At 68.7% G+C, this 24,978-nt stretch carries 24 protein-coding genes and 1 riboswitch; of the genes, 11 read left to right on the forward strand and 13 right to left on the reverse strand.

Annotated features, from left to right (window positions below):
* Positions 1 to 33 precede the first annotated feature (33 nt).
* Positions 34 to 828, forward strand: a complete 795-nt coding sequence (locus ACT54X_RS25955) for a DUF72 domain-containing protein (protein ID WP_476349471.1) — start codon at positions 34 to 36, stop codon at positions 826 to 828.
* A 34-nt stretch (positions 829 to 862) separates the two neighbouring features.
* On the opposite strand, the gene ACT54X_RS25960 is transcribed toward ACT54X_RS25955, so the two are convergent.
* Positions 863 to 1,393, reverse strand: a complete 531-nt coding sequence (locus ACT54X_RS25960) for a bactofilin family protein (RefSeq protein ID WP_354321555.1) — start codon at positions 1,391 to 1,393, stop codon at positions 863 to 865.
* 167 nt (positions 1,394 to 1,560) lie between these two features.
* Here ACT54X_RS25960 and ACT54X_RS25965 point away from each other — a divergent pair, with 167 nt between their 5' ends.
* Complete coding sequence (locus tag ACT54X_RS25965; RefSeq protein WP_476349473.1) at positions 1,561 to 2,508, forward strand: ion transporter; 948 nt, start codon at positions 1,561 to 1,563, stop codon at positions 2,506 to 2,508.
* Here the strand turns inward: ACT54X_RS25965 and metW are convergent.
* The 3 genes from metW to ACT54X_RS25980 form a co-directional block, all read right to left on the reverse strand.
* Positions 2,489 to 3,139 carry a methionine biosynthesis protein MetW gene (gene metW / locus ACT54X_RS25970; RefSeq protein WP_354321554.1) on the reverse strand — a complete coding sequence of 217 codons (651 nt, stop codon included), beginning with the start codon at positions 3,137 to 3,139 and terminating at the stop codon, positions 2,489 to 2,491. The two genes, ACT54X_RS25965 and metW, sit on opposite strands and share 20 nt — an antisense overlap.
* Positions 3,136 to 4,263, reverse strand: coding sequence for a homoserine O-succinyltransferase MetX (metX, locus tag ACT54X_RS25975; protein WP_234193396.1), 1,128 nt, complete (start codon positions 4,261 to 4,263; stop codon positions 3,136 to 3,138). Before metX ends, metW begins: the two co-directional genes overlap by 4 nt.
* A gap of 156 nt (positions 4,264 to 4,419) precedes the next feature.
* Positions 4,420 to 4,992 (reverse strand): TMEM165/GDT1 family protein, encoded by a 573-nt coding sequence (locus tag ACT54X_RS25980; protein WP_294376543.1) that lies wholly within the window; start codon positions 4,990 to 4,992, stop codon positions 4,420 to 4,422.
* A 16-nt stretch (positions 4,993 to 5,008) separates the two neighbouring features.
* Positions 5,009 to 5,186, reverse strand: a riboswitch (yybP-ykoY riboswitch).
* Positions 5,187 to 5,573: 387 nt separating this feature from the next.
* On the opposite strand from ACT54X_RS25980, the gene ACT54X_RS25985 reads away from it, so the two are divergent.
* Complete coding sequence (locus tag ACT54X_RS25985) at positions 5,574 to 6,113, forward strand: RNA recognition motif domain-containing protein (protein ID WP_476349476.1); 540 nt, start codon at positions 5,574 to 5,576, stop codon at positions 6,111 to 6,113.
* 146 nt (positions 6,114 to 6,259) lie between these two features.
* On the opposite strand, the gene ACT54X_RS25990 is transcribed toward ACT54X_RS25985, so the two are convergent.
* The 4 genes from ACT54X_RS25990 to ACT54X_RS26005 are packed head-to-tail and all read right to left on the reverse strand — an operon-like array spanning position 6,260 to position 9,281.
* A complete protein-coding gene (locus tag ACT54X_RS25990) occupies positions 6,260 to 7,063 on the reverse strand; it encodes an SDR family oxidoreductase (RefSeq protein ID WP_294376551.1) in 804 nt (267 codons plus the stop codon).
* Positions 7,064 to 7,084: 21 nt separating this feature from the next.
* Complete coding sequence (gene lptC / locus ACT54X_RS25995) at positions 7,085 to 7,720, reverse strand: LPS export ABC transporter periplasmic protein LptC (RefSeq protein ID WP_017760456.1); 636 nt, start codon at positions 7,718 to 7,720, stop codon at positions 7,085 to 7,087.
* Positions 7,717 to 8,295: a KdsC family phosphatase gene (locus ACT54X_RS26000; protein ID WP_294376557.1), complete on the reverse strand. Its 579-nt coding sequence runs from the start codon at positions 8,293 to 8,295 to the stop codon at positions 7,717 to 7,719. The genes lptC and ACT54X_RS26000 overlap by 4 nt, the downstream gene beginning before the upstream one ends.
* A complete protein-coding gene (locus ACT54X_RS26005; protein WP_294376562.1) occupies positions 8,295 to 9,281 on the reverse strand; it encodes a KpsF/GutQ family sugar-phosphate isomerase in 987 nt (328 codons plus the stop codon). Before ACT54X_RS26005 ends, ACT54X_RS26000 begins: the two co-directional genes overlap by 1 nt.
* 69 nt (positions 9,282 to 9,350) lie before the next feature.
* On the opposite strand from ACT54X_RS26005, the gene ACT54X_RS26010 reads away from it, so the two are divergent.
* Entirely contained in the window at positions 9,351 to 11,339 is a 1,989-nt protein-coding gene (locus ACT54X_RS26010) for a monovalent cation:proton antiporter family protein (RefSeq protein WP_294376785.1), read from the forward strand.
* Between the two features lie 59 nt (positions 11,340 to 11,398).
* Here the strand turns inward: ACT54X_RS26010 and mnmE are convergent, their stop codons facing one another.
* The 5 genes from mnmE to rpmH all read right to left on the reverse strand — a co-directional run bounded on the left by mnmE (position 11,399) and on the right by rpmH (position 15,719).
* A complete protein-coding gene (mnmE, locus tag ACT54X_RS26015) occupies positions 11,399 to 12,817 on the reverse strand; it encodes a tRNA uridine-5-carboxymethylaminomethyl(34) synthesis GTPase MnmE (protein WP_294376565.1) in 1,419 nt (472 codons plus the stop codon).
* Positions 12,818 to 12,927: 110 nt separating this feature from the next.
* The gene (gene yidC / locus ACT54X_RS26020) at positions 12,928 to 14,688 is read right to left on the reverse strand and encodes a membrane protein insertase YidC (RefSeq protein WP_294376566.1); all 1,761 of its coding nucleotides are present in this window, start codon (positions 14,686 to 14,688) and stop codon (positions 12,928 to 12,930) included.
* Positions 14,685 to 14,945, reverse strand: coding sequence for a membrane protein insertion efficiency factor YidD (yidD, locus tag ACT54X_RS26025; RefSeq protein WP_017760450.1), 261 nt, complete (start codon positions 14,943 to 14,945; stop codon positions 14,685 to 14,687). The genes yidC and yidD overlap by 4 nt, the downstream gene beginning before the upstream one ends.
* 16 nt (positions 14,946 to 14,961) lie before the next feature.
* Positions 14,962 to 15,369 carry a ribonuclease P protein component gene (locus ACT54X_RS26030; protein ID WP_294376788.1) on the reverse strand — a complete coding sequence of 136 codons (408 nt, stop codon included), beginning with the start codon at positions 15,367 to 15,369 and terminating at the stop codon, positions 14,962 to 14,964.
* A 215-nt stretch (positions 15,370 to 15,584) separates the two neighbouring features.
* The gene (rpmH, locus tag ACT54X_RS26035) at positions 15,585 to 15,719 is read right to left on the reverse strand and encodes a 50S ribosomal protein L34 (protein ID WP_006299042.1); all 135 of its coding nucleotides are present in this window, start codon (positions 15,717 to 15,719) and stop codon (positions 15,585 to 15,587) included.
* A 362-nt stretch (positions 15,720 to 16,081) separates the two neighbouring features.
* Here rpmH and dnaA point away from each other — a divergent pair, with 362 nt between their 5' ends.
* The 7 genes from dnaA to ACT54X_RS26070 all read left to right on the forward strand — a co-directional run bounded on the left by dnaA (position 16,082) and on the right by ACT54X_RS26070 (position 24,889).
* Positions 16,082 to 17,503, forward strand: coding sequence for a chromosomal replication initiator protein DnaA (dnaA, locus tag ACT54X_RS26040; RefSeq protein WP_234193405.1), 1,422 nt, complete (start codon positions 16,082 to 16,084; stop codon positions 17,501 to 17,503).
* 89 nt (positions 17,504 to 17,592) lie between these two features.
* Positions 17,593 to 18,711 carry a DNA polymerase III subunit beta gene (gene dnaN / locus ACT54X_RS26045; RefSeq protein ID WP_234193406.1) on the forward strand — a complete coding sequence of 373 codons (1,119 nt, stop codon included), beginning with the start codon at positions 17,593 to 17,595 and terminating at the stop codon, positions 18,709 to 18,711.
* 115 nt (positions 18,712 to 18,826) lie between these two features.
* A complete protein-coding gene (gyrB, locus tag ACT54X_RS26050; protein ID WP_294376574.1) occupies positions 18,827 to 21,448 on the forward strand; it encodes a DNA topoisomerase (ATP-hydrolyzing) subunit B in 2,622 nt (873 codons plus the stop codon).
* A 104-nt stretch (positions 21,449 to 21,552) separates the two neighbouring features.
* Complete coding sequence (locus tag ACT54X_RS26055) at positions 21,553 to 22,572, forward strand: helix-turn-helix domain-containing protein (RefSeq protein WP_294376577.1); 1,020 nt, start codon at positions 21,553 to 21,555, stop codon at positions 22,570 to 22,572.
* Between the two features lie 147 nt (positions 22,573 to 22,719).
* Positions 22,720 to 23,643: a complex I NDUFA9 subunit family protein gene (locus ACT54X_RS26060; protein ID WP_294376581.1), complete on the forward strand. Its 924-nt coding sequence runs from the start codon at positions 22,720 to 22,722 to the stop codon at positions 23,641 to 23,643.
* Positions 23,640 to 24,119, forward strand: coding sequence for a DUF2269 family protein (locus tag ACT54X_RS26065; RefSeq protein ID WP_294376583.1), 480 nt, complete (start codon positions 23,640 to 23,642; stop codon positions 24,117 to 24,119). The genes ACT54X_RS26060 and ACT54X_RS26065 overlap by 4 nt, the downstream gene beginning before the upstream one ends.
* Positions 24,116 to 24,889 carry a DUF4166 domain-containing protein gene (locus ACT54X_RS26070; protein WP_294376586.1) on the forward strand — a complete coding sequence of 258 codons (774 nt, stop codon included), beginning with the start codon at positions 24,116 to 24,118 and terminating at the stop codon, positions 24,887 to 24,889. Before ACT54X_RS26065 ends, ACT54X_RS26070 begins: the two co-directional genes overlap by 4 nt.
* Positions 24,890 to 24,978 lie beyond the last annotated feature (89 nt).

Here is a 24,978-nt window from a genome sequence, read left to right on the forward strand (position 1 = left end):
AGAGTGCGCCAGCCGCATCACCCCAGCACGCCCATGCCCAAGAAAGCTGCGCCCACCGCCGCCGACCTGCCCGCCCCGCCGCAGACGCCCGTGCGGGTGGGCATCGGCGGCTGGACCTTCGCGCCCTGGCGCGGCAGCTTCTACCCGCCCGGCCTGCCGCATGCGCAGGAGCTGGTCCACGCCAGCCGGCGGCTCACGGCCATCGAGGTCAACGGCACCTTCTACAGCACCTTCAAGCCCGACACCTTCCGCAAGTGGCGCGAAGCCACGCCCGAGGGCTTCGTCTTCTCGCTCAAGGCGCACCGTGTGACCACGCACCGCCGCGAACTGGCCAAGGCCGGCGATGCGGTGCAGCGCTTCATCGGCAGCGGCCTGGCCGAACTGGGCGACCGGCTGGGGCCCATCGTCTGGCAGTTCATGCCCACGCACGCCTTCGACGCCGTGGACTTCGGCGCCTTCCTGGAACTGCTGCCGCCCCAGGTCGATGGCCTGCCGCTGCAGCATGTGATGGAGGTGCGCCATCCCAGCTTCATCGACCCGACCTACCAGGCCCTGGCCAAGCGCCATGGCGCGGCGACTGTCTTCACCGACAGCCCGAAATTCCCGTCCTTCGACGCGCCGCAGGGCCCCATCGTCTATGCGCGGCTGATGGATGCGCAGCCGCGCTTCGCCAACGGCTACGCGCCCAGTGCGCTCGATGCACTGGCGACCCAGGCGCGGGGCTGGGTGGCCGAGCGGCCCACCTATGTCTTCTTCATCAACGGCCACAAAGAAAAAGCCCCCGCCGCGGCGGAGGCTCTTCTGAAGCGGCTGGCCGACGCGCCTTGAACGGCGCGCCGAGCGGCGCGGGCGATGGCGATGCTCAGGCCGCCAGGGCGGGCTTGGCGTCGCTGGAGGTGCTCGTGCCCACGCTGATCTCGCCGGAGAGCTGGCCGCCCTCCTCGATCACGATCTTGCCGTAGCGGATCTTGCCCGACACCTTGCCGGTGGCATGGATCACCAGCTTCTGGCGCACGGTCAGGTTGCCGTCGAACACGCCTCGGATCTCGGCGATGTCGATCTCGGCCGAGCCCTTGAAGGCGCCCTGCTCGGCGATCTGGATGACGCGCGAATCCATGGTCGCCTCGACCGTGCCCTCGACCACCAGCGTGTCGCAGTCGGTGATCTCGACGCCCTTGAGCTTGATGTTGGGACCGACGGTCAGCTTGCTGCCCGTTTCCTGCACCGGAGCCTGTGCGGCGGCTGGCGTGGCGGCAGGTGCCGAGGCCAGCGCCGGCCCACCCACAGGATGGCCCGACAGCGTGCCGGCGCCCATCAGCGGGGCGGGACGCGAGGTCAGACTGTCGTTGGGGTCACGGTCACGTTTGCCGAAGAAGGGGGATTGCGAAGCCAAAGGGTGATCTCCTTGCGAAAGCGCCAATGGTAGGCAAGTGATTCTGAATGTTGACACTTCTTTGCGAAAGATCGGTAACAACCCGCGGCAAGGCCGATGTCGCCGGCCTCGCCGCCTTGCCGTCAGAATTCGCCGCGTCCGGCTCACGCCGCTGTACCTCTCTCTTCATGGCCCCGCACATCGACCCCGCCCATCACGCCGACGACGACATCCCAGGCATGTTCGATGACCGGGCGGCCGACGCCCGCTTCGGCAAACCCGCTTCCGGCTGGCGCCGCACGCTCTTCACGGTCATCTTCGAATCGGAGACGCGGGCCGGCCGCAGCTTCGACCTGCTGCTGATCGCGGCCATCCTGACGAGCGTCGGCGTGGTCATGCTCGAGAGCATGGCCGGGATGCGGGCCCGCCATGGCGCCTTGCTGCACGGGCTCGAATGGGTGTTCACCGCGCTCTTCACCCTGGAGTACCTGGCCCGCCTGGTGTGCGTCCAGCGCCCGCTGCGCTATGCCCTCAGCTTCTATGGCGTGATCGACCTGCTGGCCCTGCTGCCGACCTACCTGGTGGCCCTGGAGCCATCGCTCGGCGCGCTGATCGACGTGCGCGTGCTGCGGCTGCTGCGGGTGTTCCGCATCTTCAAGCTGTCGCGCTATGCGCACGAATACCGCACGCTCGCCCTCGCGCTGGCGGCCAGCGCGCGCAAGATCACGGTCTTCCTGGGCTTCGTGATGCTGCTGGTGCTGGTATCGGGCACGCTCATGTACGTGGTGGAAGGGCCGCCGCACGGCTTCACCAGCATTCCCACCGCCATGTACTGGGCGGTCTCGACGATGACGACGGTGGGCTTCGGCGATCTGGTGCCCCGCACCGACATGGGCCGGCTCATCGCGTCGGCCATGATGCTGACCGGCTGGGGTGTGCTGGCGGTGCCCACCGGCATCGTCACGGCCGAGATGGGCGCGCAGCGGCGGCTGCAGACGCTGCGCGACCGCGCCGCCGCCGATGCGCATTGCACCGCCTGCGGCGCGGGCGGCCATGCGGACGACGCGCACTACTGCCGGCGGTGCGGCACCGCGCTGCCGCGCGCCGGGGTCGCACTCAGTCCCGCTCGAACTTGAAGACGGCCGTCGCGGCGCGCAGGTTGGGCAACCAGCGCACCTCGCGGCCGTGCTGCACGCCGAACGCATCCAGCACGCGCAGGCGGTTCTTGCGCGCCAGGGCGTCGAAGTCGCGGAAGGTGCCCACGCGGATGTTGGGCGTGTCGTACCACTGGTAGGGCAGCCGCCGCGTCACCGGCATGCGGCCCTGCAGGATGCTCAGCCGGTTGGGCCAGTGTGCGAAGTTGGGAAAGGCGACGATGCCGATGCGACCCACGCGCGCCGTCTCGCGCAGCATGATTTCGGCATTGCGCAGGTGCTGCAGCGTGTCGATCTGCAGCACCACGTCGAAGCTGGCGTCCTCGAACATCGACAGGCCTTCGTCGAGGTTCAGCTGGATCACGTCGACGCCGCGCCGCACGCATTGCAGCACGTTGCCGTCGGCAATCTCCACGCCGTAGCCGGTGCAGCCGCGCTCGCGCTGCAGGCGCTCGAGCAGCGCGCCGTCGCCGCAGCCGAGGTCGAGCACGCGCGCGCCCTCGGGCACGAGGCGGACGATGCGGTCGTTGATGTCGTGGGTCGTGCGCAAGGGCGTGCCTTCGGCGTCGCCTGCGGTGCGAGGGCCCTTGGGAGCAGCCGGGCGGGTGGTCATTGCAGCTCCTTCGCGATGCCGTCGAACCAGGCGCGCACGACGCCCAGGTAGCGGGTGTCGTCCAGCAGAAATGCGTCGTGACCATGCGGCGCGTCGATCTCGGCATAGCTGACGCTGCGGCGGTTGTCGAGCAGCGCCTTGACGATCTCGCGGCTGCGCGCCGGCGAGAAGCGCCAGTCGGTGGTGAAGCTCACGAGCAGGAACTTGGCCATGGCCCGCTCGAAGGCCGCACGCAGGCTGCCGCCATAGGCCGCGGCCGGGTCGAAGTAGTCGAGTGCGCGGGTGATCAGCAGGTAGGTGTTGGCGTCGAAGTACTCGCTGAACTTGTCGCCCTGGTGGCGCAGATAGCTCTCGATCTGGAACTCCACGTCGTGCGTGGTGTAGCGCACCTGCATGCCCTCGCGCAGCTGGCGGCCGAACTTGGCGTTCATCACGTCGTCGCTGAGGTAGGTGATGTGGCCGATCATGCGGGCGATGGTCAGCCCGCGCTTGGGCACCACGCCGTGGTCGTAGAAGTGGCCGCCGTGGAAGTCGGGATCGGTCACGATGGCCCGGCGCGCGACCTCGTTGAAAGCGATGTTCTCGGCATTCAGGTTGGGCGCGCTGGCGATCACCGCGGCGTGGCGCACACGCTCGGGGTACTGCAGCGTCCACGACAACGCCTGCATGCCGCCCAGGCTGCCGCCCATCACGGCCGCGAGGGTGTCGATGCCAAGCGCGTCGAGCAGGCGGGCCTGGGCATCCACCCAGTCTTCCACCGTCACCACCGGAAAGTCCGCGCCCCAGGGCCGCCCCGTCGCGGGATTGGTGTGCATCGGCCCGGTCGAGCCGAAGCAGGAGCCCAGGTTGTTGATGCCGATGACGAAGAAGCGGTCGGTGTCCACCGACTTGCCGGGGCCGATCATGTTGTCCCACCAGCCCTGCGACTTCGGCTGGCCGGCGTACTGGCCGGCCACATGGTGCGAGGCATTGAGCGCATGGCAGACCAGCACGGCATTGCTGCGGTCGGCATTGAGCGTGCCGTAGGTCTCGTAGGCCAACGCGTAGTCGCCGATGGCGCTGCCGCTGCGCAGCGGCAGCGGCGTCGCGAAGGACATGGACTGGGGTGTGACGTCGAAGGACATGGGAGCAAAAAAGAAAACCCGGCCTCGCCAAAAACGAGCCGGGTTGCGGGCATCCGTCTTTAGCTGCATTTATCAAGCGCCCGCAAGCTGGAGCAAATCGGCGCTGTGGAAAGTATAGGCCGGGCGGCGCCGTCGCCGCCCGGCGAGGGTCATGCCTCAGGCGCCCCAGCCGATGAGCGCGGCCACGCCCAGCACCAGGAAGATCACGGCCGAGATGCTGTGCACGAGCTTGATCGGCACCTTGCGAACGATGCGCTCGCCCAGCCATACCACGGGTGCATTGGCCAGCATCATGCCCAGCGTAGTGCCGATCACCACCCACAGGTAGTCGTGCGTGAAGCGGGCCGCCAGCATGACGGTGGCGATCTGCGTCTTGTCGCCCATCTCGGCCAGGAAGAAGGCCACCAGCGTGGTGCCGAAGACGCCGAACTTGGAGACACCGCGGGGCGCCTCGTCCTCGTCGAGCTTGTCGGGAATCAGCATCCAGACGGCCATGGCGATGAAAGACAGGCCCAGGATCCAGCGCAGGACCGTGGGCCCGAGAAAGCCGGTCACCCAGGCGCCGACGGCGCCCGCCAGCGCATGGTTGACGACCGTGGCCGCAAAGATGCCCAGCACGATGGGCCAGGGCTTGCGGAAACGCGCCGCGAGGACGAGGGAAAGGAGTTGGGTCTTGTCACCCATTTCAGCCAGCGCGACGATGCCGGTGGCTACCAGAAAGGCTTCCATAGAGATGTGGGGTTCCTCGGCCGAAGGACGCAATCGACCACGCAGCGCCTTCGGCCTTGTTCCCGAAGCTGCGTGGTCAATGGTCTCGCCAGGTCTTCACTGCATGCGCCATGTTCCGCGTGGGGCGCGGTACAAGTCTGTTGACGCATGCCCTTCTCGAACTCGGAAGGCGGCTACTCCCCAAAGACGGGGCAGATTCTAGCGGCTCTTGCCGCACTGCAGCATGAACTATGGGTGCGGGCGCAGGAACGCCTGCCGCAGTTGGCGTCAGAAAAAGGAGGCGCAACCGCGCCCGATTAACGCGATGATCTCTTCCGACTACTTAGGAAACCTGTGTTTTCACCGGGCCATCGATGTCAGTGTGCGCAAGCTTCGCAGACTCACGGAGGTTGTTGCAATTCAAGGGAAATTCCTGCCCCCCTCCCAAATAAATCACCCATAATGGGTGGACCTTCGGCCCGGAAAGCCGCAGGCCATTGGGTGATCGGTCAGTTTCGTCAGCCCCGCAGGCCAACATGCTGCGGGTCTTGCGCCCGGGACTCCATCGCTGCTTTTCTTTGTGTTTTACAGGAGTCCCATTCATGGGCAACAAACTCTACGTCGGCAACCTGCCCTATTCGGTGCGCGACGGTGATCTCGAACAGGCTTTCGGCCAGTTCGGCGCAGTGACCAGCGCCAAGGTCATGATGGAGCGCGAAACCGGCCGTTCCAAAGGCTTTGGTTTCGTGGAAATGGGCAGCGACGCCGAGGCGCAGGCTGCCATTCAGGGCATGAACGGCCAGCCGCTGGGCGGCCGCAGTGTCGTGGTCAACGAAGCGCGCCCCATGGAGCCGCGTCCGCCCCGTAGCGGTGGCGGCGGCTACGGTGGTGGTGGCGGTGGTTACGGCGGCGGCGGCGGCGGCGGTGGCGGCGGCTACGGCGGCGGCGGTGGTGGTTACGGCGGCGGCGGCGGTGGCCGCAGCGGTGGCGGCGGCTACGGCGGCCGCGGCGGCGGCGGTGGCGGCGGCAACGACGGCAGCTTCCGCAGCCCCTACGGCACCGGCCCCCGTGGCGGTGGCGGTGGCGGTGGCGGCGGTGGTCGCGGCGGCTACGGCGGCGGTGGCGGCGGGAACAACTACTGATCGCACACGTTGCCGTTCCGCTTTGCGGAACGACTCAATGAAAGGCTCCCTCGGGAGCCTTTTTCATGCGCGCCTGCTTGTGACGGTCCTGCCACAGCCCTCCGCACGCCAGTCGGTCAAGCAGACAGGCTGCGACGCCGCAGCGCTCAGCGAGGCGTATCGGCTTCGTCCCGGCGGCGCTTTCGGCCGCGGCCTTGCACCGCCCGGTCGTAGATGGCGTTGGGCAGCACCCTCATCAGTTTGGCGACGACCCCCATCTGCCAGGGAATGACGCGGTAGCTGACCCCGGCCTCGATGGCGCGGAATGCTCGGTCGGCAAAGACCTCCGCGGAGATGAGGAAGGGCATGCCATACCGATTGCCCCGGGTGAGCGGCGTGTCCACATAGCCCGGACAGACTGTCACCACCCGGACGCCGCTGTCGCGCAACTCGGTGCGCACGCTCTCGCAATACGCCACGACCGCCGCCTTGCTGGCGCAGTAGGCGCCGTGCCCCGGCAGCCCCCGAATCGCGGCAACGCTGCCGATGCCCACCAGCCGCCCGCTCCCCCGGCGCACCATCGCGGCGATGAAGGGATGGAAGGTGGCGGCCAAGCCCACATTGTTGAGTGCGAAGGTCTCGGCCATCACGTCCAGATCCGCACGCTCGGCCGTGTCCATGCCGACGCTGATGCCCGCATTGGCGATGACCACCTCGGGCAGACCCTGCGCAGCCAGGCAGGCCTCGCCCGCCGCGACGATGCTGTCCACCGCAGCCACATCGGCGCCGTAGATGCCGCAGCGCTCCGGCCCCAGGCCCTGGGACGCCGCCCACTCCTGCATCTGCGCCGTGCGCCGCGCCACGAGCGCCAGCCGCCAGCCCGCCTGGGCATAGCGGGCCGCCATCGCCTGCCCGATACCGCTGGACGCGCCGGTGATGAAGACCAGGGGGGCAAGGGCAGGGGCGGACATGGACGGCTCCCGCAGATACGGCTAGCGCCTGCCCGCCGGGGCCGGCGGCATGATCTGGCCCCGGACGCGCCCACGCAGATTGGCGATGCCGCTCATGTGGTCGTAGTCCATCGCATCGGCCTTGAACGTGTCGCTGCCCCGGATCAGCGTGACCGGCAGATGGGAGCGCACCCGGTCCTCGTTGGTGAACACATGCAGGAAGTCGCCCCGGAATTCCAGCCGGGGCGCCGGCTTGCCATCGGGAAGCTTGCCTTCGTCGCGGATCACCACGGCATTGCCGAAGAGCTGGATCTCGCTGGCATCGCCATTGGAAAGACCGCGGTTGGCCGTGGCCCGCGTGACCAGCCCCTGGGGCGACACCGAGCGCACGCGCACGTCATCGACCTCCATCGTGTCGGTGTCGGGGTAATGACGGCCTTCCCGGCCGCTGATCTCGCTGTGCAGCGAGCCGTCGGGCAGGAAGCTGCGCACGGTGAAGTTGCGCATGAAGAAGTCCGGGTCGTGCGAGACCGGGGCCGCGGCGTGCGGCTTGATCAGTTCCGGCGCGTTGCGCACCAGCCAGTAGGTGCCGAGCGCCAGCAGGCCTGTCAGGATGATCGGCAGGTAGAGGCTCAGCCGGTCGAAGGCCAGCCCGAAGACGGAGACGACGCGCTTCATGCGTCGGGCACCCCGATGGCGGCGTCGAGCAGGCCGGCATAGCGCCCGCATGCGCACAGCAGCAGGTCGCAGAACTCGCGGGCCGCGCCCTCGCCGCCCCGCAGGCGGGTGACATGGCGCACGGTGGCCGCCACCTCCGGATGCGCATTGGCAGGTGCGGCCGCGAAGGCCACCCGGCGCAGCACGGGCAGGTCGGGCCAGTCGTCGCCGATGGCCGCCGCCTGTGCCCAGTCGAGGCCCAGGGCCGCCAGGATCTCGGTGGACGCAGCGATCTTGTCCATCACCCCGTAGCGCGCATGCCGTACGCCCAATGCCTGCAGCCGGGCGCGCAGCGGCGCCGAGTCGCGGCCGGTGACCACCACGGGCTCGATGCCGGCCTTGCGCAGCATCTGCAGCCCGTAGCCGTCGAGCACGCTGAAGCGCTTGAGCGTCTCGCCGGCGTCGGTGAAGTAGATGCCACCATCGGTCAGCACGCCGTCGACATCGAAAAAGGCGACGCGGACATCCTGCGCGGCCAGCAGCAGTTCGGGGTCGAAGTTGAGCACGGGTCGGGCGCCCTGCGGTTGCGGCGCCATCAGATGACCTTCGCCCGCATCAGGTCGGTGGTGTTGAGTGCCCCGGCCAGCCGGCCTTCGGCATCGACGACGAACAGGCGGGTGATGCCATGCTGCTCCATGAGTTCGGCCGCCTCGACGGCCAGGGCGTCCTGGCGGATGGTGCGCGGGCCGCGGTGCATGACGTCAGCCGCACGGATCCCGCGCAGGTCGGCGCCCGCCTCGATCAGCCGGCGCAGGTCGCCGTCGGTGAAGATGCCTTCGGCACGGCCCTGGGCATTCATCACCGCCGCGGCGCCGAAGCCCTGCACGCTCATGGCGCGCATGAGCTCGGTGATGCCGGCCTGTGGCGAGACCTGCGGCACCGCACTGCCCTGGCGCATGACGTCGGCCACATGGGTGAGCAGCTTTCGCCCCAGCGCGCCGCCCGGATGCGAGCGGGCGAAGTCTTCGGCACCGAAGCCGCGCGCATCGAGCAGCGCGACGGCCAGCGCGTCGCCCAGCGCCATCTGCGCGGTGGTGCTGGCGGTCGGTGCCAGGTTCAGCGGGCAGGCTTCCTTCTCGACGCCGCTGTCCAGCACCAGGTCGGCATGCCGGGCCAGCGACGAGGTCGCGCCGCCGGTCATGGCGATCAGAGGCACGCCCTGGCGCTTGAGCACGGGCAGGATCGCGTCGAGTTCATTGCTTTCGCCGCTGTTGGAGATGGCCAGCACCACGTCCGCGGCCGTGACCATACCCAGATCGCCATGGCTGGCCTCGGCGGGGTGCACGAACATGGCAGGCGTGCCGGTGGAGGCCAGAGTCGCAGCGATCTTGCGGCCCACATGGCCGCTCTTGCCCATGCCCATGACCACCACCCGGCCCTGCAGGGCCAGGATGCGCCGGACCGCCTCGACGAAGCTCTGGCCGACGCGTGCCTTGAGGCCGAGCACGGCGGCGGCCTCGATGTCGAAAGTGGCGCGTGCGCGGGCCAGCAACGCGTCGGGGTCCGGGGCCGGAAAGCTCATCGGGCGATTTTATCGGCGCGCCTTGCCCCCGCCCCGGTGCAGTGCATGGCCCTTGCTAGCATCCAGCGGATGAACACCTTCGAGCTGACGCTGCTCTACCTGCTGGCCGCCGTGCTGGGCGTGGTGGGTTGCCGCTCGCTCAAGCTGCCACCCATGCTCGGCTATCTGGTGGCCGGCGTGCTGATCGGCCCGCACGCCTTCGCGCTGGCGCAGGATTCGGACGGCGTGCGCCACCTGGGCGAGTTCGGCGTGGTGTTCCTGATGTTCGTGATCGGGCTCGAGTTCAGCCTGCCCAAGCTGCGCGCCATGCGCCAGCATGTGTTCGGTCTGGGCCTTCTGCAGGTGGCGCTGACCATGCTGCTGGCCACGGCGGGTGCCCTGGCCCTGGCCCGCCTGCTGCCCGACCCTTGGCGCATGAGCTGGCAGACGGCGCTCGCCCTGTCGGGCGCCCTCGCGATGAGCAGCACCGCCATCGTGGTCAAGCTGATGGCCGAGCGGCTGGAGCTGGAGAGCGAGCATGGCCGCCGCGTGATGGGCGTGCTGCTGTTCCAGGATCTGGCCGTGGTGCCGCTGCTGGTGCTGATCCCCGCCCTGGGTGCGCCGCCCGAGGCGCTGCTGCGTGGCCTGGGCCTGGCCCTGATCAAGGCCACCGCCCTGATCGGCCTGCTGCTCTACGGCGGTCCGCGCGTGATGCGCTGGTGGCTCACGCTGGTGGCGCGCCGCCGCAGCGAGGAGCTGTTCATGCTCAACCTGCTGCTGGTGACGCTGGGCCTGGCCTGGCTGACCGAGATGGCTGGCCTGTCGCTGGCGCTGGGCGCCTTCATCGCCGGCATGCTGGTGTCCGAGACCGAATACAAGCACCAGGTGGAAAGCGACATCCGCGCCTTCCACGACGTGCTGCTGGGCCTGTTCTTCATCACCATCGGAATGTCGCTGGACTGGCATGTGGTGGTCGAGCGCTGGTCGCTGGTGGTCGTGCTGCTGATGGTGCCGCTGGGCTTCAAGCTGCTGCTGGTGACGGTGCTGGCGCGGCTGCTGGGCGCGACGGCCGGCGTCTCGCTGCGCACCGGGCTGTACCTGGCCCAAGCCGGTGAATTCGGCTTCGTGCTGCTGTCGCTGGCCAGTGGCCGGGGGCTGATGCCGCCGTGGCTGGGCGATCCGGTCCTGGCCTCGATGATCGTCTCGATGCTGGCCACCCCCTTCATCGTGATGTACAGCGAGGCCATCGTGCGCAAGCTGGTGGCCAGCGACTGGATGCAGCAGTCGCTGCAGGTGACCAGCCTGGCGCGCAAGATGATCGACACGGCGGAGCACGTGATCATCTGCGGCTACGGCCGCTGCGGCCAGAACCTGGCCCGCATGCTGGAGCGTGAAGGCATTCCCTACATGGCACTGGACCTGGACCCCGACCGCGTGCGCCAGGCCGCCGCCGCGGGCGACTCGGTGGTCTTTGGCGACGCGGCGCGCCCGCAGGCGCTGATGGCGGCCGGCCTGTCGCGGGCCAGCGCCGTGGCCATCACCTACCTCGACGTGCCGGGCGCCCTCAAGGTGCTGGCCGCGGTGCGTGCCCATGCGCCGACGGTGCCCGTGGTGGTGCGCACACAGGACGACCACGAGCTCGAGAAACTGCGGCGCGCCGGCGCCACCGCCGTCGTGCCGGAGACGGTGGAAGGCTCATTGATGCTGGCGAGCCATGCACTGGCGCTGGTCGGCGTGCCGATGCGGCGGGTGATCCGCTTGGCCCAGGAGGCGCGCGATGCCCGCTACCACCTGCTGCGCGGCTACTTCCGCGGCGCGGACGACGATGCCTCGCTGGAAGACCTGGAGCAGGAGCGGCTGGACAGCTTCACCCTGCAGACCGGCAGCCGCTGGGTCGGACAGGCGCTGGCACGCCTGGGCCTGTCCGATGCGGGCGTGCGCGTGGTGGGCCTGCGGCGCAGCCACGGCCGCACGATGGAGCCGGAGGAAGACACGGTGCTGGAGCCCGGCGACACGCTGGTGCTCTCGGGCCTGCCCGGGCCGCTCGCCACGGCCACCGAACGGCTCCAACGCGGCTGAAGTCTTCGTCGCAGCCCGCGGCCGGGAACGCCAGGGCGGCCGGCGCGCTGGCGGCCCGGTTACTTGCCGATGCAGAAGCGCGAGAAGATCACGCCCAGCAGATCGTCCGACCCGAACTCTCCGGTGATCTCGTTGAGCGCGTTCTGGGCCAGGCGCAGTTCTTCGGCCAGCAGATCCAGCGCGGGCATCGGCGCCTCGAGATGGGCCGATGCCATGTCGAGATGGCCGGCCACCCGATGCAGCGCCTGCACATGGCGGGCGCGGGCCAGGTAGACACCCTCGGGCACTGCCTGCCAGCCCGCCAGAGCCAGCAGCTTTTGGCGCAGGGCTTCGATCCCCTCGCCAGCCTTGGCCGACAGGCGCAGGGCCTCTTCAGGCAGCGCCGGCATCGAGGCGGCCTCGACCGCGTCGGACTTGTTCCAGACCTCCAGCAGCGGCACGCGCGGCGGCAAGCGGCCGGCCAGGCCCGCGCGGATCTCGGCGTCGGCGGCCTGGTAGTCATGCTGGGCGGCGCGCGTCAAGTCGTGCAGGAAGAGCACCGCATCCGCATCCTCGATCTGGCCCCAGGCGCGGGCGATGCCGATGCGCTCTACCTCGTCGCCCGATTCGCGCAGGCCGGCCGTGTCCACCACATGCAGCGGCACGCCCTGGATCTGGATGGTCTGCGAGACGATGTCGCGCGTGGTGCCGGCGACCGGGCTCACGATCGCAAGCTCGGCGCCGGCCAGCGCATTCAGCAGCGAGCTCTTGCCGGCATTGGGCTGGCCGGCGATCACCACCTTGATGCCCTCGCGCAGCAGAGCCCCCTGACGGGCCCGCTGCTGCACGGACGCCAGCTGCGCCTGCAGGCGCGCAAGCTGGCCCGCGGCATCGGCCTGCTGCAGGAAGTCGATGTCCTCCTCGGGAAAGTCGAGGGTCGCCTCCACCAGCATGCGCAGGTGGATCAGCGCATCGCGCAGCGCATGGATCTCGCGCGAGAAGGCGCCGCCCAGCGAACGGCCGGCGCTGCGCGCCGCCGCCTCGGTGCTGGCGTCGATCAGGTCGGCGATGGCCTCGGCCTGGGCCAGGTCGATCTTGCCGTTCTGGAAGGCGCGCTGGCTGAACTCGCCCGGCTGCGCCACGCGCAGGCCCGGCAGGCGCGGCAGGCCGGTGGCGGCATCGACCTCTTCGCCGGCCGCAAGACAGCGGGCCAGCAGCAGTTGCAGCAGCACCGGCCCGCCGTGGGCCTGGAGTTCGAGCACGTCCTCGCCGGTGAAGGAATTGGGACCGGGAAAGTACAGCGCAAGGCCATGGTCCAGCGCGCTGCCATCGGCATCCAGGAAGGGCAGGTACGTCGCCTCGCGCGGCTTGAGGTCGCGCCCGCACAGGCCACGCACCAGCGACACGAGGCCCGCGCCCGACACACGCACGATGCCCACGGCGCCGCGGCCGGGGGCGGTGGCGATGGCAGCGATGGGGTCGTTCAGACGGGCGAGCATGGCGGTGATTCTTTCAGCATTGGCCAGGGTCGGCAGGGGCGATGGCGCGGCCGCCGCAAACGAACAGGCCGCCCGGAGGCGGCCTGTGACGCAAAGCGTGAGCGCCCCGTTTACTTGGTGACGCCCAGACGCTTGTTGATCACGTACTGCTGCGTGATCGACAGGATGTTGTTCGTGATCCAGTACAGCACCAGGCCGGCCGGGAAGAAGAAGAACATCACGCTGAAGGCCAGCGGCATGATCCACATCAGCTTGGCCTGCATCGGGTCCGGCGGTGTGGGATTGAGCCAGGTCTGCAGCAGCGTGGTGCCCGTCATGACCAGCGGCAGGATGAACCAGGGATCCGGTGCCGACAGGTCGCGGATCCACAGGATCCACGGTGCATGGCGCATTTCGACCGAGGACAGCAGCACCCAGTACAGCGCGATGAACACCGGGATCTGGATCACGATGGGGAAGCAGCCGCCCAGCGGGTTGACCTTCTCCTCGCGGTAGATCCGCATCATCTCCTGCTGCATCTCCTGCGGCTTGTCCTTGAGGCGCTCGCGCATTTCCATGATGCGCGGGTTGATCGCCTTCATCTTGGCCATGCTGCCGTAGGCCTTGGCGTTGAGCCAGAAGAAGGCGGCCTTGAGCAATACCACCAGCGCCACGATGGACCAGCCCCAGTTGCCCAGCAGCTTGTGCAGCTGGTCGAGCAGCCAGTACAGCGGCTTGGAGATGATGGCGAAGATGCCGTAGTCCTTCACCAGGTCCAGGCCGGGGGCCAGGGCTTCGAGCTTCTTCTCTTCCTCGGGGCCGGCGAAGAGCACGGTGTCCACCGTCTGCGTGGCGCCGGGCGCCACCGTCGGCAGGTTGGCCACCATGGCCACGGCATACAGGTTGGGGCCCAGAGCATCCGGGCCCTGCACGCGGAACTCGCGCTTGAGGCCGGCGCTGTGCGTGGGCTCCACCAGCCAGGCCGAGGCGAAGTAGTGCTGCACCATCGCCACCCAGCCGGTTTCGGACGCAGGCGGCACCTCGGCCTTGCCCTTGGCGATGTCGGCGAAGGCGATCTTGTGGAACTTCTTCTCTTCGGTGTACGCGGCGGGGCCGGTGAAGGTGCTGGTGCCCAGCATGCTGCCGTGCGCCTCGACGCCGTGGCGCAGCAATTGCAGGTACAGCTGCGGATCGCGCGGCTGGTCGCCCACGTTCACCACCTGGTGGCGCACATGGATGGCGTAGTCGCCGCGCTTGAAGACGTAGGTCTTGACGTACTTGAGGCCGCCGGCGGGCTGCGATTCGAAGCTCACCTCCAGCGTGTCCTGGCCATCGGCCAGCCGGTACGGGCCGGGCTTGGTCGCCATCAGGCTCAGGTGGTTGGGGAACATGGCCCCACCGCCGGCCGGATTCAGCAGGCCGGTCTGGGCGAGGTAGCGGTTGGCCGGGCCGTCGTCCATGAGCACGACCGGCTCTTCAACGACCGGCAGGGCCGGCATGTTCAGCAGGCGGCGCACCATCGGCATCAGGCCGCCGTGCGAGGTTTCCTGCATGTACTGCAGGAGCTCGAGGTGGGCGAGCGTGCCGCCCTGCGGGTCGATGGCCGCCTTGAACACATCAGTCTCGATCTGCACGCGCTCGGCCGGCACGGAGGTGGACGAGGCCGTCGGCGCGGCGGCCGCACTGCCGCCGCCCGCTGCGGGCACCCCGGCGGCGGAGGCCGACGGCGCCGAGGCGCCGGGAGCGGGCGTTGGCGCCTGGGCGGTGACGGCCGGCTTGGTCGAGGGTAGGAAGGTCGGCGCGCGGCCGTTGTGGACCTGCCACTGGTCCCACAGCATCACCAGCGAGAAACCGAAGATCACCCAGAGGATGGTGCGGCGAATGTCGTTCATGAAGAGGACTTCTTGTCGAGAGAGGTGAACAGCCCGGCCCCGGCCGCAGGCGGCACGGGGTCGTGCCCGCCCGCGCACCAGGGATGGCAGCGGGCCAGGCGCCTCAGCGTGAGGTAGCTGCCCTGCGCCGCGCCGTGCGTCTGCAGCGCCTCGATGGCGTAGACGGAGCAGGTGGGCGAAAAGCGGCAGGCGCCACCCAGCCACGGGCTGAGCAGCAGACGGTAGGCGCGGACGATGGCAATCAGAAGACGCTGCATCGGCGACGGTCGGATTTCAGGCAGCCGTGCGGCGCGCGCGGGCGAACAGCTGCTCCAGCTCCGCACGCACGGCGCGGCGCAGGGCTTCGGAGGTGGCGCTGACGAACTGGCGACGGTCGAAGGTCGTGCGCAGGCGCACCACGTACGCGGCGGGCGGCTGGCCTTCGAGACAGAGCCCGACGGTGTAGATCTGGCGGCGGATGGCGTTGCGCGTGACGGCGCGACGGGCCCAGCGCTTGGGCACCATGGCGCCCAGCCACACGCCCGTCGGACGAAACAGCGCCGCGGCAGGCGCCTCCCCATCGGAGACGGACTCGACCGGCAATGGCAACGCACGCCGATGCAAGGCGAAATGCGGCGTGCGTGCAATGGTCGCCCCCGCCATACCCGCCTGGAACTGGTCTCGGTTGCGCAGGCGCAGCAAAGCCGCCGGCACCTGCGCGTGCGCAGCCGGCGAGGGCTCTGAAGGGGGCTGCCCCGAAGCGCGAGGAACGAGGCTCACGCGCTGTGGACAAGCAGTTGGCAACAGCCGGCGGCCGCGGCAAAGACCCGCGACGCCAGTCGGCCAAAACCCACCCCGGCCCGTGCCGGCGGAATCCGCGGCATCGCCAGAGGCGGGCCTGCCCACCACGTCACCGTTCAGACGGCCAGGCGCTTGCGGCCCTTGGCGCGGCGGGCGTTGATGACGGCGCGGCCGCCACGGGTCTTCATGCGGACCAGGAAGCCGTGGGTACGGGCGCGGCGGATCTTGGACGGTTGGTAGGTGCGTTTCATGACGAGGGTTCCTGCAAGAGTGCTGATCGACAGGCCCGTCTGGTGATGTGGAGTCGGACCCTGGATTGCAGCGCGAAGGCACGCGCCTTCGAATTTGCTGCAATCAGGTCCGCGGCCGGGCCCCGGCTGCCCTTGCACCACGCGCGCCGAGGCCGCCCGGTGCAAAAGGGAACCCGAAATTATCGCAGACATCCGAACGCGCAGCAATGCATGCGCTTATCAGCCAGCAATGCCGCCGCCCGTCAAGGGGTGTGGATAAGTTTTTGACAAGTTAGAATCGCGCGTGCTTTCCGTTCGCAACTATCCACAACAGACATACGCGCCGATGAACCCCCAGCGGCCCTTCGGTCAGCGCAGCCGCCATGTCGAGTGAAGGGGTCGGTGCCAGCCTCTGGCAGGCCTGTGTCGACCAGCTCGCGCAAGAGCTGTCCGAGCAGCAATTCAATACCTGGATCAAGCCGCTGACCGCGCAGGTGACCGACGACCTGACGCGGATGACGATCTTTGTCGCCAACCGCTTCAAGCTGGACTGGATCCGCGCGCAATACGCCGCCCGCATCGCCGACATGGCCGAGCGGCTGTCGGGTCAGCCGGTGGCCGTCGAACTGGCCCTGGCGCCGCGCGAGATCCCGGTGCGCCAGCCCGTCACGGTGCAGGCCGTGCCCTCGTCCATCTCCGAGCCCGAACCGCTGCGCCCCGGCGACGGCCCGATGGGCATGTCCGGCATGGGCGGTGCAGCGCCCGACGAACCGGCCGGGGCCTTCAAGAACCGGCTGAATCCGCAGCTCACCTTCGACAGCCTGGTCGAAGGCTCGGCCAACCGCATGGCGCGCGCCGCGGCGATGCACGTGGCCGGCACGCCGGGCCACCTGTACAACCCGCTGTTCATCTATGGCGGCGTCGGCCTGGGCAAGACCCACCTGATGCATGCCGTGGGCAACAAGCTGCTGGCCGACAAGCCCGACGCCAAGATCCTCTACCTGCACGCCGAGCAGTTCGTGTCGGACGTGGTCAAGGCCTACCAACGCAAGACCTTCGACGAGTTCAAGGAACGCTACCACTCGCTCGACCTGCTGCTGATCGACGACGTGCAGTTCTTCGCCAACAAGGACCGCACGCAGGAAGAGTTCTTCAACGCCTTCGAGGCCCTGCTGGCGAAGAAGTCGCACATCGTGATGACGAGCGACACCTATCCCAAGGGCCTGACCGACATCCACGAGCGCCTGGTGTCGCGCTTCGACTCGGGCCTGACGGTCGCCATCGAGCCGCCGGAGCTCGAGATGCGCGTGGCCATCCTGATCAACAAGGCCGCGGCCGAGAGCGCCGAGATGCCCGAAGAGGTGGCCTTCTTCGTCGCCAAGAACGTGCGCTCCAACGTGCGCGAGCTCGAAGGTGCACTGCGCAAGATCCTGGCCTATTCGCGCTTCAACCAGAAGGAAGTCTCCATCCAGCTCGCGCGCGAGGCGCTGCGCGACTTGCTGTCGATCCAGAACCGGCAGATCAGCGTGGAGAACATCCAGAAGACCGTCGCCGACTACTACAAGATCAAGGTCGCCGACATGTACAGCAAGAAGCGCCCGGCCAGCATCGCGCGGCCGCGCCAGATCGCGATGTACCTGGCCAAGGAGCTGACGCAGAAGAGCCTGCCCGAGATCGGCGAGCTGTTCGGCGGCCGCGACCACACCACCGTGCTGCACGCGGTGCGCAAGATTTCCGGCGAGCGCCAGCAGCTCACCGAGCTGAACCAGCAGCTGCACGTGCTGGAGCAGACGCTCAAGGGATGAGCATCCCCACCCCAAAAAGGGGCGCAGACAATGCGCCGGCATCCGGGCCCCTGCCCGGGAAGATCGAGGACGAAGAGTAGAGGACGTACATGATTGTTCTGAAGGCACCCCAAGACCAGGTTCTGGCAGCCCTGCAGTCGGTGGCAGGCATCGTCGAGCGTCGCCACACGCTGCCGATCCTGGCCAACGTGCTGATCCGCAAGGCCGGCGGCCAGCTCCAGCTGACCACCAGCGACCTGGAAATCCAGATCCGCACCACCGCCGAGCTCGGCGGCGACGACGGCGCCTTCACCACCACCGTGGGTGCGCGCAAGCTGATCGACATCCTGCGCACCATGCCGGCCGACCAGACGGTGAGCCTGGAATCGAGCCAGAACAAGCTGGTGCTCAAGGGCGGCAAGAGCCGCTTCACGCTGCAAACCCTGCCGGCCGAGGACTTTCCGCTGGTGCAGGAAGCCGCCAGCTTCGGCCCGGCCTTCAGCGTGCCGCAGCGCACCCTGAAGGCACTGCTGTCGCAGGTGTCCTTCGCGATGGCGGTGCACGACATCCGCTATTACCTCAACGGCATCCTGTTCGTGGCCGAGGGCAAGCAGCTGTCGCTGGTGGCCACCGACGGCCACCGCCTGGCGTTCTCCAGCGCCACGCTGGACGTCGAGGTGCCGCGCCAGGAGGTGATCCTTCCGCGCAAGACCGTGCTGGAGCTGCAGCGCCTGCTGTCCGACGCCGACGGCGACACGCCGCCCATGATCGAGCTGCAGTTCGCCAACAACCAGGCCAAGTTCAACTTCGGCACGATGGAGTTCGTCACCAAGCTGGTCGAGGGCAAGTTCCCCGACTACAACCGCGTGATCCCCAAGAACCACAAGAACAGCGTGACGCTGGGCCGCGCGCCGCTCTTGGCCAGCCTCCAGCGCACGGCCATCCTGACCAGCGACAAGTTCAAGGGCGTGCGGCTGAACATCGAGCCGGGCCTGCTGCGCATCGCCTCCAACAATGCCGAGCAGGAAGAGGCGGTGGACGAGCTGGACATCGACTACGGCGGCGACAGCATCGAGATCGGCTTCAACGTCACCTACCTGATCGATGCGCTGGCCAACATGGGCCAGGACATGGTGCGCGTCGACCTGCAGGACGGCAACAGCTCGGCGCTGCTGACCATCCCCGAGGACGCGAACTTCAAGTACGTGGTCATGCCGATGCGAATCTGAGGTCGCGACGCGCCCTCAAATTCGCTTCGCGTGCATGTGGCGCACCCCCTGCCCCCGCCAAGCGGGGGTTCCAGCCAGATGACAGTCACAGCCGCTTCGCGGCTTCAAGTTAAAGATGAGCGACAACAAGCAGCCCGACGCGCCTGAAACGCCCAAGACCGAGCCCGTGTACGAAGCCGAGATCGACAAGGCGATCCCGATCGAGGTGACGCCCGACACCGGCTATGGCGAAGGCGCGATCCAGATCCTGGAAGGCCTGGAGGCCGTGCGCAAGCGGCCGGGCATGTACATCGGCGACACCTCCGACGGCACCGGCCTGCACCACCTCGTCTTCGAGGTGGTCGACAACTCCATCGACGAGGCCCTGGCCGGCCACTGCGACGACATCGTCGTCACCATCCACACCGACAACTCGATCTCCGTCACCGACAACGGCCGCGGCATCCCGACCGGCGTGAAGATGGACGACAAGCACGAGCCCAAGCGCTCGGCCGCCGAGATCGCGCTGACCGAGCTGCACGCAGGCGGCAAGTTCAACCAGAACTCGTACAAGGTGTCGGGCGGCCTGCACGGCGTGGGCGTCTCGTGCGTGAACGCGCTCAGCAAGATGCTGCGCCTGACGGTGCGCCGCGACGGCAAGGTGCATGTGCTCGAATTCAGCCAGGGCTTCGTGCAGAACCGCATCCTGGAAACGGTGAACGGGGTCGAAGTCTCGCCCATGCGCGTGACCGGCGAGACCGACAAGCGCGGCACCGAGGTCCACTTCCTGCCCGACACCGAGATCTTCAAGGAAAACCACGACTTCCACTACGAGATCCTGGCCAAGCGGCTGCGCGAGCTCTCCTTTCTGAACAACGGCGTGCGCATCCGCCTGAAGGACGAGCGCAGCGGCAAGGAGGACGACTTCTCCGGCGCCGGCGGCGTCAAGGGCTTCGTGGAATTCATCAACGGCACGAAGAAGGTGCTGCACCCCAACGCCTTCTACGCCACCGGCGAGCGGCCGGCCGACAGTTACGGCGGCATTCCCGGCACGAGCATCACCGTCGAGGTGGCGATGCAGTGGAACGACGCCTACAACGAGCAGGTGCTGTGCTTCACCAACAACATCCCGCAGCGTGACGGCGGCACCCACCTGACCGGCCTGCGCGCCGCCATGACGCGCGTGGTGGGCAAGTACATCGACCAGAACGACCTGGCCAAGAAGGCCAAGGTCGAGGTCAGCGGCGACGACATGCGCGAAGGCCTGTGCTGCGTGCTGAGCGTGAAGGTGCCCGAGCCCAAGTTCAGCAGCCAGACCAAGGACAAGCTGGTCTCCAGCGAGGTGCGCGCGCCGGTCGAGGACATCGTGGCCCGCGCCCTGACCGAGTACCTGGAAGAACGCCCGCAGGACGCCAAGATCATCTGCGGCAAGATCGTGGAGGCCGCCAAGGCCCGCGAGGCCGCCCGCAAGGCCCGCGAGATGACCCGCCGCAAGGGCGTGCTCGACGGCATGGGCCTGCCCGGCAAGCTGGCCGACTGCCAGGAGAAGGACCCCGCCCTGTGCGAGATCTACCTGGTGGAGGGCGACTCCGCCGGCGGCAGCGCCAAGCAGGGCCGCGACCGGAAGTTCCAGGCCATCCTGCCGCTGCGCGGCAAGATCCTGAACGTGGAGAAGGCGCGCTACGAGAAGCTGCTGACCAGCAACGAGATCGTGACCATGATCACCGCGCTGGGCACGGGCATCGGCAATGCCGGCGCCACCGGTGGCAATGGGGCCGACGACTTCAACGTCGCCAAGCTGCGCTACCACCGCATCATCATCATGACCGACGCGGACGTGGACGGCGCCCACATCCGCACGCTGCTGCTGACCTTCTTCTACCGCCAGATGCCCGAGCTGGTGGAGCGCGGCCACATCTACATCGCGCAGCCGCCGCTGTACAAGGTCAAGGTCGGCAAGGAAGAGCAGTACCTCAAGGACGGCCCGGCACTGGAGGCCTTCCTGCTGCGCGTGGCGCTGAAGGACGCGGCCGTGCACACCGGTGGCGCCAACCCCACCGTGCTCAGCGGCGAGACGCTGGACGCGCTGGCGCGCAAGCACCAGCTGGCCGAATCGGTCATCGACCGCCTGGGCGTCTTCATGGACGCGGAGGCGCTGCGCGCCATCGCCGACGGCGTGCGCCTGGATCTGGACACGCCCGCGGCCGCCGAGGCCAGCGCCGTCGCGTTGCAGGCCCGCCTGCGCGAGATCAGCAGCAACGGCATCCCGGCCGAAGTGGCGAGCGAGTTCGACGTGCGCACCGACAAGCCGCTGCTGCGCATCAGCCGGCGGCACCACGGCAACATCAAGAGCAGCGTGCTCACGCAGGAGTTCGTGCACGGCGCCGACTATGCGGCGCTGGCCGAAGCCGCCGACACCTTCCGCGGCCTGCTGGGCGAAGGCGCCACGGCCCGCCGCGGCGATGGCGACAAGGCCAAGGAAGAGCGCGTGAGCGACTTCCGCACCGCCATGCAGTGGCTGCTGTCCGAAGCCGAACGCGTCACCGCCCGCCAGCGCTACAAGGGCCTGGGCGAGATGAACCCCGAGCAGCTCTGGGAAACAACCATGGACCCGGCCGTGCGCCGCCTGCTGCGCGTGCAGATCGACGACGCCATCGAAGCCGACCGCGTGTTCACCATGCTGATGGGCGACGAGGTGGAGCCGCGGCGGGAGTTCATCGAGACGAATGCGCTGCGCGCGGCGAATATCGACGTGTGAGCGGGCGACTGGGCATTTCGTCCTGCTTTCGCCCGGCGCGGTAGCGGCAGGCCGAGGCGCGGTCGGCGAGCGGCGGCAGAATGCGCAGCCTCCGGAGCCCCCCCGTGACCGTCCTCGCTCTGCTTCTCGCCGGTTATTCGATCTTCTGCGCTGCGGCGCTGGCTGTTCTCCAACTGCGCAACGATTCCGGGACTCGCCAGCCGTTTGCGCAGACCATGGGCCTGCTGACGCTGGCGCTGCTGGCCGGCCTTCAAGGCGCGCATGCGGCCTGGCTCTACGCCGATGTGCCCGCGCCTCACGAACGCCTGTACACCCTCGCGCTCTTCGCCGTCGCGCCGTGCTTCTTTCTGTTCAGCCGCGAACTGCTGACGCCGGCTCGAGCCCAGCCGCGCCCGCGGGACGCATGGCATGCCCTTCCCATGCTGGCTGCGTTCCTGCTGCCTGAAGAAGCAGCGGGACCGACCGCCTTTCTGATCGGTGCCGGCTACCTCCTCTGGCTGGGCCACCGCCTCCTGGCCTTGCGCCCGGAGCGCGCGCGCTTCCGGACCGAGATCGGACTGCTGGGCACGGCCTTCCTGCTTGCCATCGCCGTGGCGCTTGCCGGCATGGCGCCCGGTCTCCTACCGGACAAGCGCTTCACGGCGCTGTATGCCATCGCCATCGGTATGGCATTCCTGCTGGTGCAGACCACGCTGCACCAGCGTCCGCAGTTGGAGGCCGAAGTCCAGGAAGCAGCGCAGAGCGCCTACCAGCACACGACGCTGGCCCGTGTCGACTGCGACGCCGCGCTGGCCCGGCTGTTCCAGCTCATGCAGACCCAGCAACTCTTCGTCGATCCCGCGCTCAGCCTGCCGGCGCTGGCGGCCCGGCTGGACCTGACGACCCACCAGCTGTCGGAACTGCTCAACACCCGGCTCGGCAAGAGCTTTGCCCGCTATGTGCGCGAACAGCGGATCGAGGCGGCCAAATCGATGCTCTGCGACGAGCCGTCCGCCTCGGTGCTGTCCGTCGGGCTGGCCGTGGGCTTCGCCGCCCAGTCCAACTTCTACGAGGCCTTCCGCGACATCGAGGGCATGACGCCCGGCCAGTACCGCAAGCTGCACGGCCCCGCCGCAAGACGCTGATCGGCACGGCAGGGGCGGACGACGGCGATTTCCGCTCCGAAATGATCGATCCGGAGCGCAAAGCTGCACCGATTCGATCCAACGGGAGGCGCCGCCGCCGGGCGGCTTCCAGACTGAGGGCTGCTCATTCACATGGAGTCCTGCCCAATGGATGCCTCCCTTCCCGCCCCTGCCGGCCAAGGCCTGCCTCAGCGCGGTTCGCCACAGCGCGTCCTGCTCGTGGGCGCCTCCGGCTTTCTTGGGCGCCACATCGCCGCCGTGTTGGCGTCGCAAGGCCACGCCGTCGCCCCCGTGTCGCGCCGCCATGGCCTCGACTTGGCCCACCTCGACCGCCCCGAGGCGTGGCAGCCCCTGCTGGTCGGCATCGATGCCGTGATCAACGCAGCCGGCATCCTGGTCGAGCAGCAGGGCCAGACCTTCGAAGCTGTGCATGTGCGTGCCCCGCAGGCGCTGTTCGATGCCTGCGTGCGCGCAGGCGTACAGCGCGTCATCCAGATCTCGGCACTGGGCGCCGACGACAGTGCCTTCTCGGCCTACCACCTCAGCAAGCGCGCGGCCGACGACGCATTGCGGCGCACGTCGCTCGAGTGGTTCGTCCTGCGGCCCTCGCTCGTGCACGGAGCGGACGGCGACAGCGCAAGGCTCTTGATGCGTTGTGCGCGGCTGCCCTGGATCCCGGTGCTGGGCACCGGCCGGCAGCGCATCCAGCCCGTGCTGGTCGACGACCTGTGCGCCACGGTCCTGGCCTGCCTGCGCACGCGCCAGGCGCGACGCACGCTGGACGTGGTGGGCCCCGAGCCGCTGACTTTTGCCGAATGGCTGCAGCGGCTGCGGGCCGCCCAGGGACGTGCGCCGGCCAGGCTGCTGCACATTCCGAAGGCGTGGGCCTATGTGGCCGCCGCCCTGGCCGGAGGGCTGAGCCCCTTGCTGCATCGCGACAACCTGCGCATGCTGGAGGCCGGCAACGTGGCCGACGCCGAGCCGCTGGCGCAGTTCCTGGGCCGGCTGCCCGCCACCCTTGCGCCGGCCTCCCGCGCCGACACGACACGCGCCCAGGGAGCCGCCTCATGAGCTACACGGCCCTCAAGTCGCTGCACATCCTCAGCATGGTGCTGCTGTTCGGCACCGGCCTGGGCAGCGCCTTCTACAAGTGGATGGCGGACCGCAGTGGCAACGTGCAACACATCGCCATCACCAACCGGCATGTGGTGCTGGCAGACTGGCTCTTCACCACGCCGACCGTGATCTTTCAGCCCCTCAGTGGCCTGTGGATGGCCGCCATGGCGGGCTGGTCATGGCATTCGCCGTGGCTGGCCACGAGCCTGGCGCTGTATGGCCTGGCGGCCCTGTGCTGGCTGCCGGTGGTCGGACTGCAGATCCGGATGCGACGGCTGGCCGAGGCCGCCGCCAGCGCCCATGCACCGCTGCCGGCCATCTACTGGCGGCTGGCACGCTGCTGGTTCTGGCTCGGCGTGCCGGCCTTCACGGCCATGGTCATGATCGTGGTCCTCATGGCGTTCAAGCACCTGCCGGGGGCATCATCATGAGCGGCCAGGCATCCGCCCCGACGCAGGACCGCACGGCCGGCAAAGACGTTTCGGGCTGCGCGGGGGCGCGTTGCGCGCAGACAGGTCGCGGTCCGGGCCTTGACCCGGACACCAGCGTTCCCGGTCCGATGGAGTGCGCGTTGGGCGCGGACTGGGCACGGCTGCCGCCCGCCCTCCAGACGCACCACAGCCGCACCACCGCGGCGGACGTCGGCCACATGGACATCGAGTTTCCCGCCGCGATGCGACCCGTGTTGCGCGTCATGGCCTGGCTGGGCGCGCTGCTCGAAAGACGGGCCGTCGCGGTGCCGACGCACGTGGTCCGGCAGATGGCCGGCGGGCGACAGCACTGGCGGCGCACCATCCGCTTCGACGACGGCCGCGTCTACCGCTTCGACAGCGTCTGGGAATGCGCCGGCCCCGGTCGGCTGATCGAGTACGTGAACCCCTTCCTCGGTCTGGAGATGGCGCCCCGGCTCGACGACTGCCGCCTGTGCTACCGAGGGATTCGCTTCGTGCTGAAACTCGGCCCTGCCAGGATCGGGATTCCGCAATGGCTGGGCCCGGGCGTCACGGACATCGTGGAAGAGGCACTCGACGAGCACCGCTTCGCGATGGATTTCCGCATGACCCATCCCTGGTTCGGTCAGCTGTACCGGTACGCGGGCGTGTTCATCACGGGAGTGCCCGTCTCATCGGCGGAAGAACAAACGTCGCAGGCGGACCCGCCCCCGCCCTCCGGGCCGGCCAGTGCGGCGGCGGGGCGGTGACCTTAAGCCGCACCTAAGGCGGCAGGCGGAAAGTCGAGCGCACTCCCCGGCCGCCACGGCGTCCGCTCCGCCGCCGGGGATGCGAATCC

It is taken from the genome of Pseudacidovorax sp. DMC4 (assembly GCF_056314265.1).

Bases quoted from the DNA above. Each gene is read 5' to 3' on its own strand.
- ACT54X_RS25955 (WP_476349471.1), top strand. From the start codon at position 34: ATGCCCAAGAAAGCTGCGCCCACCGCCGCCGACCTGCCCGCCCCGCCG.
- ACT54X_RS25965 (WP_476349473.1), top strand. From the start codon at position 1,561: ATGGCCCCGCACATCGACCCCGCCCATCACGCCGACGACGACATCCCA.
- metW (WP_354321554.1), bottom strand. From the start codon at position 3,139: ATGACCACCCGCCCGGCTGCTCCCAAGGGCCCTCGCACCGCAGGCGAC.
- metX (WP_234193396.1), bottom strand. From the start codon at position 4,263: ATGTCCTTCGACGTCACACCCCAGTCCATGTCCTTCGCGACGCCGCTG.
- ACT54X_RS25980 (WP_294376543.1), bottom strand. From the start codon at position 4,992: ATGGAAGCCTTTCTGGTAGCCACCGGCATCGTCGCGCTGGCTGAAATG.
- ACT54X_RS25985 (WP_476349476.1), top strand. From the start codon at position 5,574: ATGGGCAACAAACTCTACGTCGGCAACCTGCCCTATTCGGTGCGCGAC.
- ACT54X_RS25990 (WP_294376551.1), bottom strand. From the start codon at position 7,063: ATGTCCGCCCCTGCCCTTGCCCCCCTGGTCTTCATCACCGGCGCGTCC.
- lptC (WP_017760456.1), bottom strand. From the start codon at position 7,720: ATGAAGCGCGTCGTCTCCGTCTTCGGGCTGGCCTTCGACCGGCTGAGC.
- ACT54X_RS26000 (WP_294376557.1), bottom strand. From the start codon at position 8,295: ATGGCGCCGCAACCGCAGGGCGCCCGACCCGTGCTCAACTTCGACCCC.
- ACT54X_RS26005 (WP_294376562.1), bottom strand. From the start codon at position 9,281: ATGAGCTTTCCGGCCCCGGACCCCGACGCGTTGCTGGCCCGCGCACGC.
- ACT54X_RS26010 (WP_294376785.1), top strand. From the start codon at position 9,351: ATGAACACCTTCGAGCTGACGCTGCTCTACCTGCTGGCCGCCGTGCTG.
- mnmE (WP_294376565.1), bottom strand. From the start codon at position 12,817: ATGCTCGCCCGTCTGAACGACCCCATCGCTGCCATCGCCACCGCCCCC.
- yidC (WP_294376566.1), bottom strand. From the start codon at position 14,688: ATGAACGACATTCGCCGCACCATCCTCTGGGTGATCTTCGGTTTCTCG.
- yidD (WP_017760450.1), bottom strand. From the start codon at position 14,945: ATGCAGCGTCTTCTGATTGCCATCGTCCGCGCCTACCGTCTGCTGCTC.
- rpmH (WP_006299042.1), bottom strand. From the start codon at position 15,719: ATGAAACGCACCTACCAACCGTCCAAGATCCGCCGCGCCCGTACCCAC.
- dnaA (WP_234193405.1), top strand. From the start codon at position 16,082: ATGTCGAGTGAAGGGGTCGGTGCCAGCCTCTGGCAGGCCTGTGTCGAC.
- dnaN (WP_234193406.1), top strand. From the start codon at position 17,593: ATGATTGTTCTGAAGGCACCCCAAGACCAGGTTCTGGCAGCCCTGCAG.
- gyrB (WP_294376574.1), top strand. From the start codon at position 18,827: ATGAGCGACAACAAGCAGCCCGACGCGCCTGAAACGCCCAAGACCGAG.
- ACT54X_RS26060 (WP_294376581.1), top strand. From the start codon at position 22,720: ATGGATGCCTCCCTTCCCGCCCCTGCCGGCCAAGGCCTGCCTCAGCGC.
- ACT54X_RS26065 (WP_294376583.1), top strand. From the start codon at position 23,640: ATGAGCTACACGGCCCTCAAGTCGCTGCACATCCTCAGCATGGTGCTG.
- ACT54X_RS26070 (WP_294376586.1), top strand. From the start codon at position 24,116: ATGAGCGGCCAGGCATCCGCCCCGACGCAGGACCGCACGGCCGGCAAA.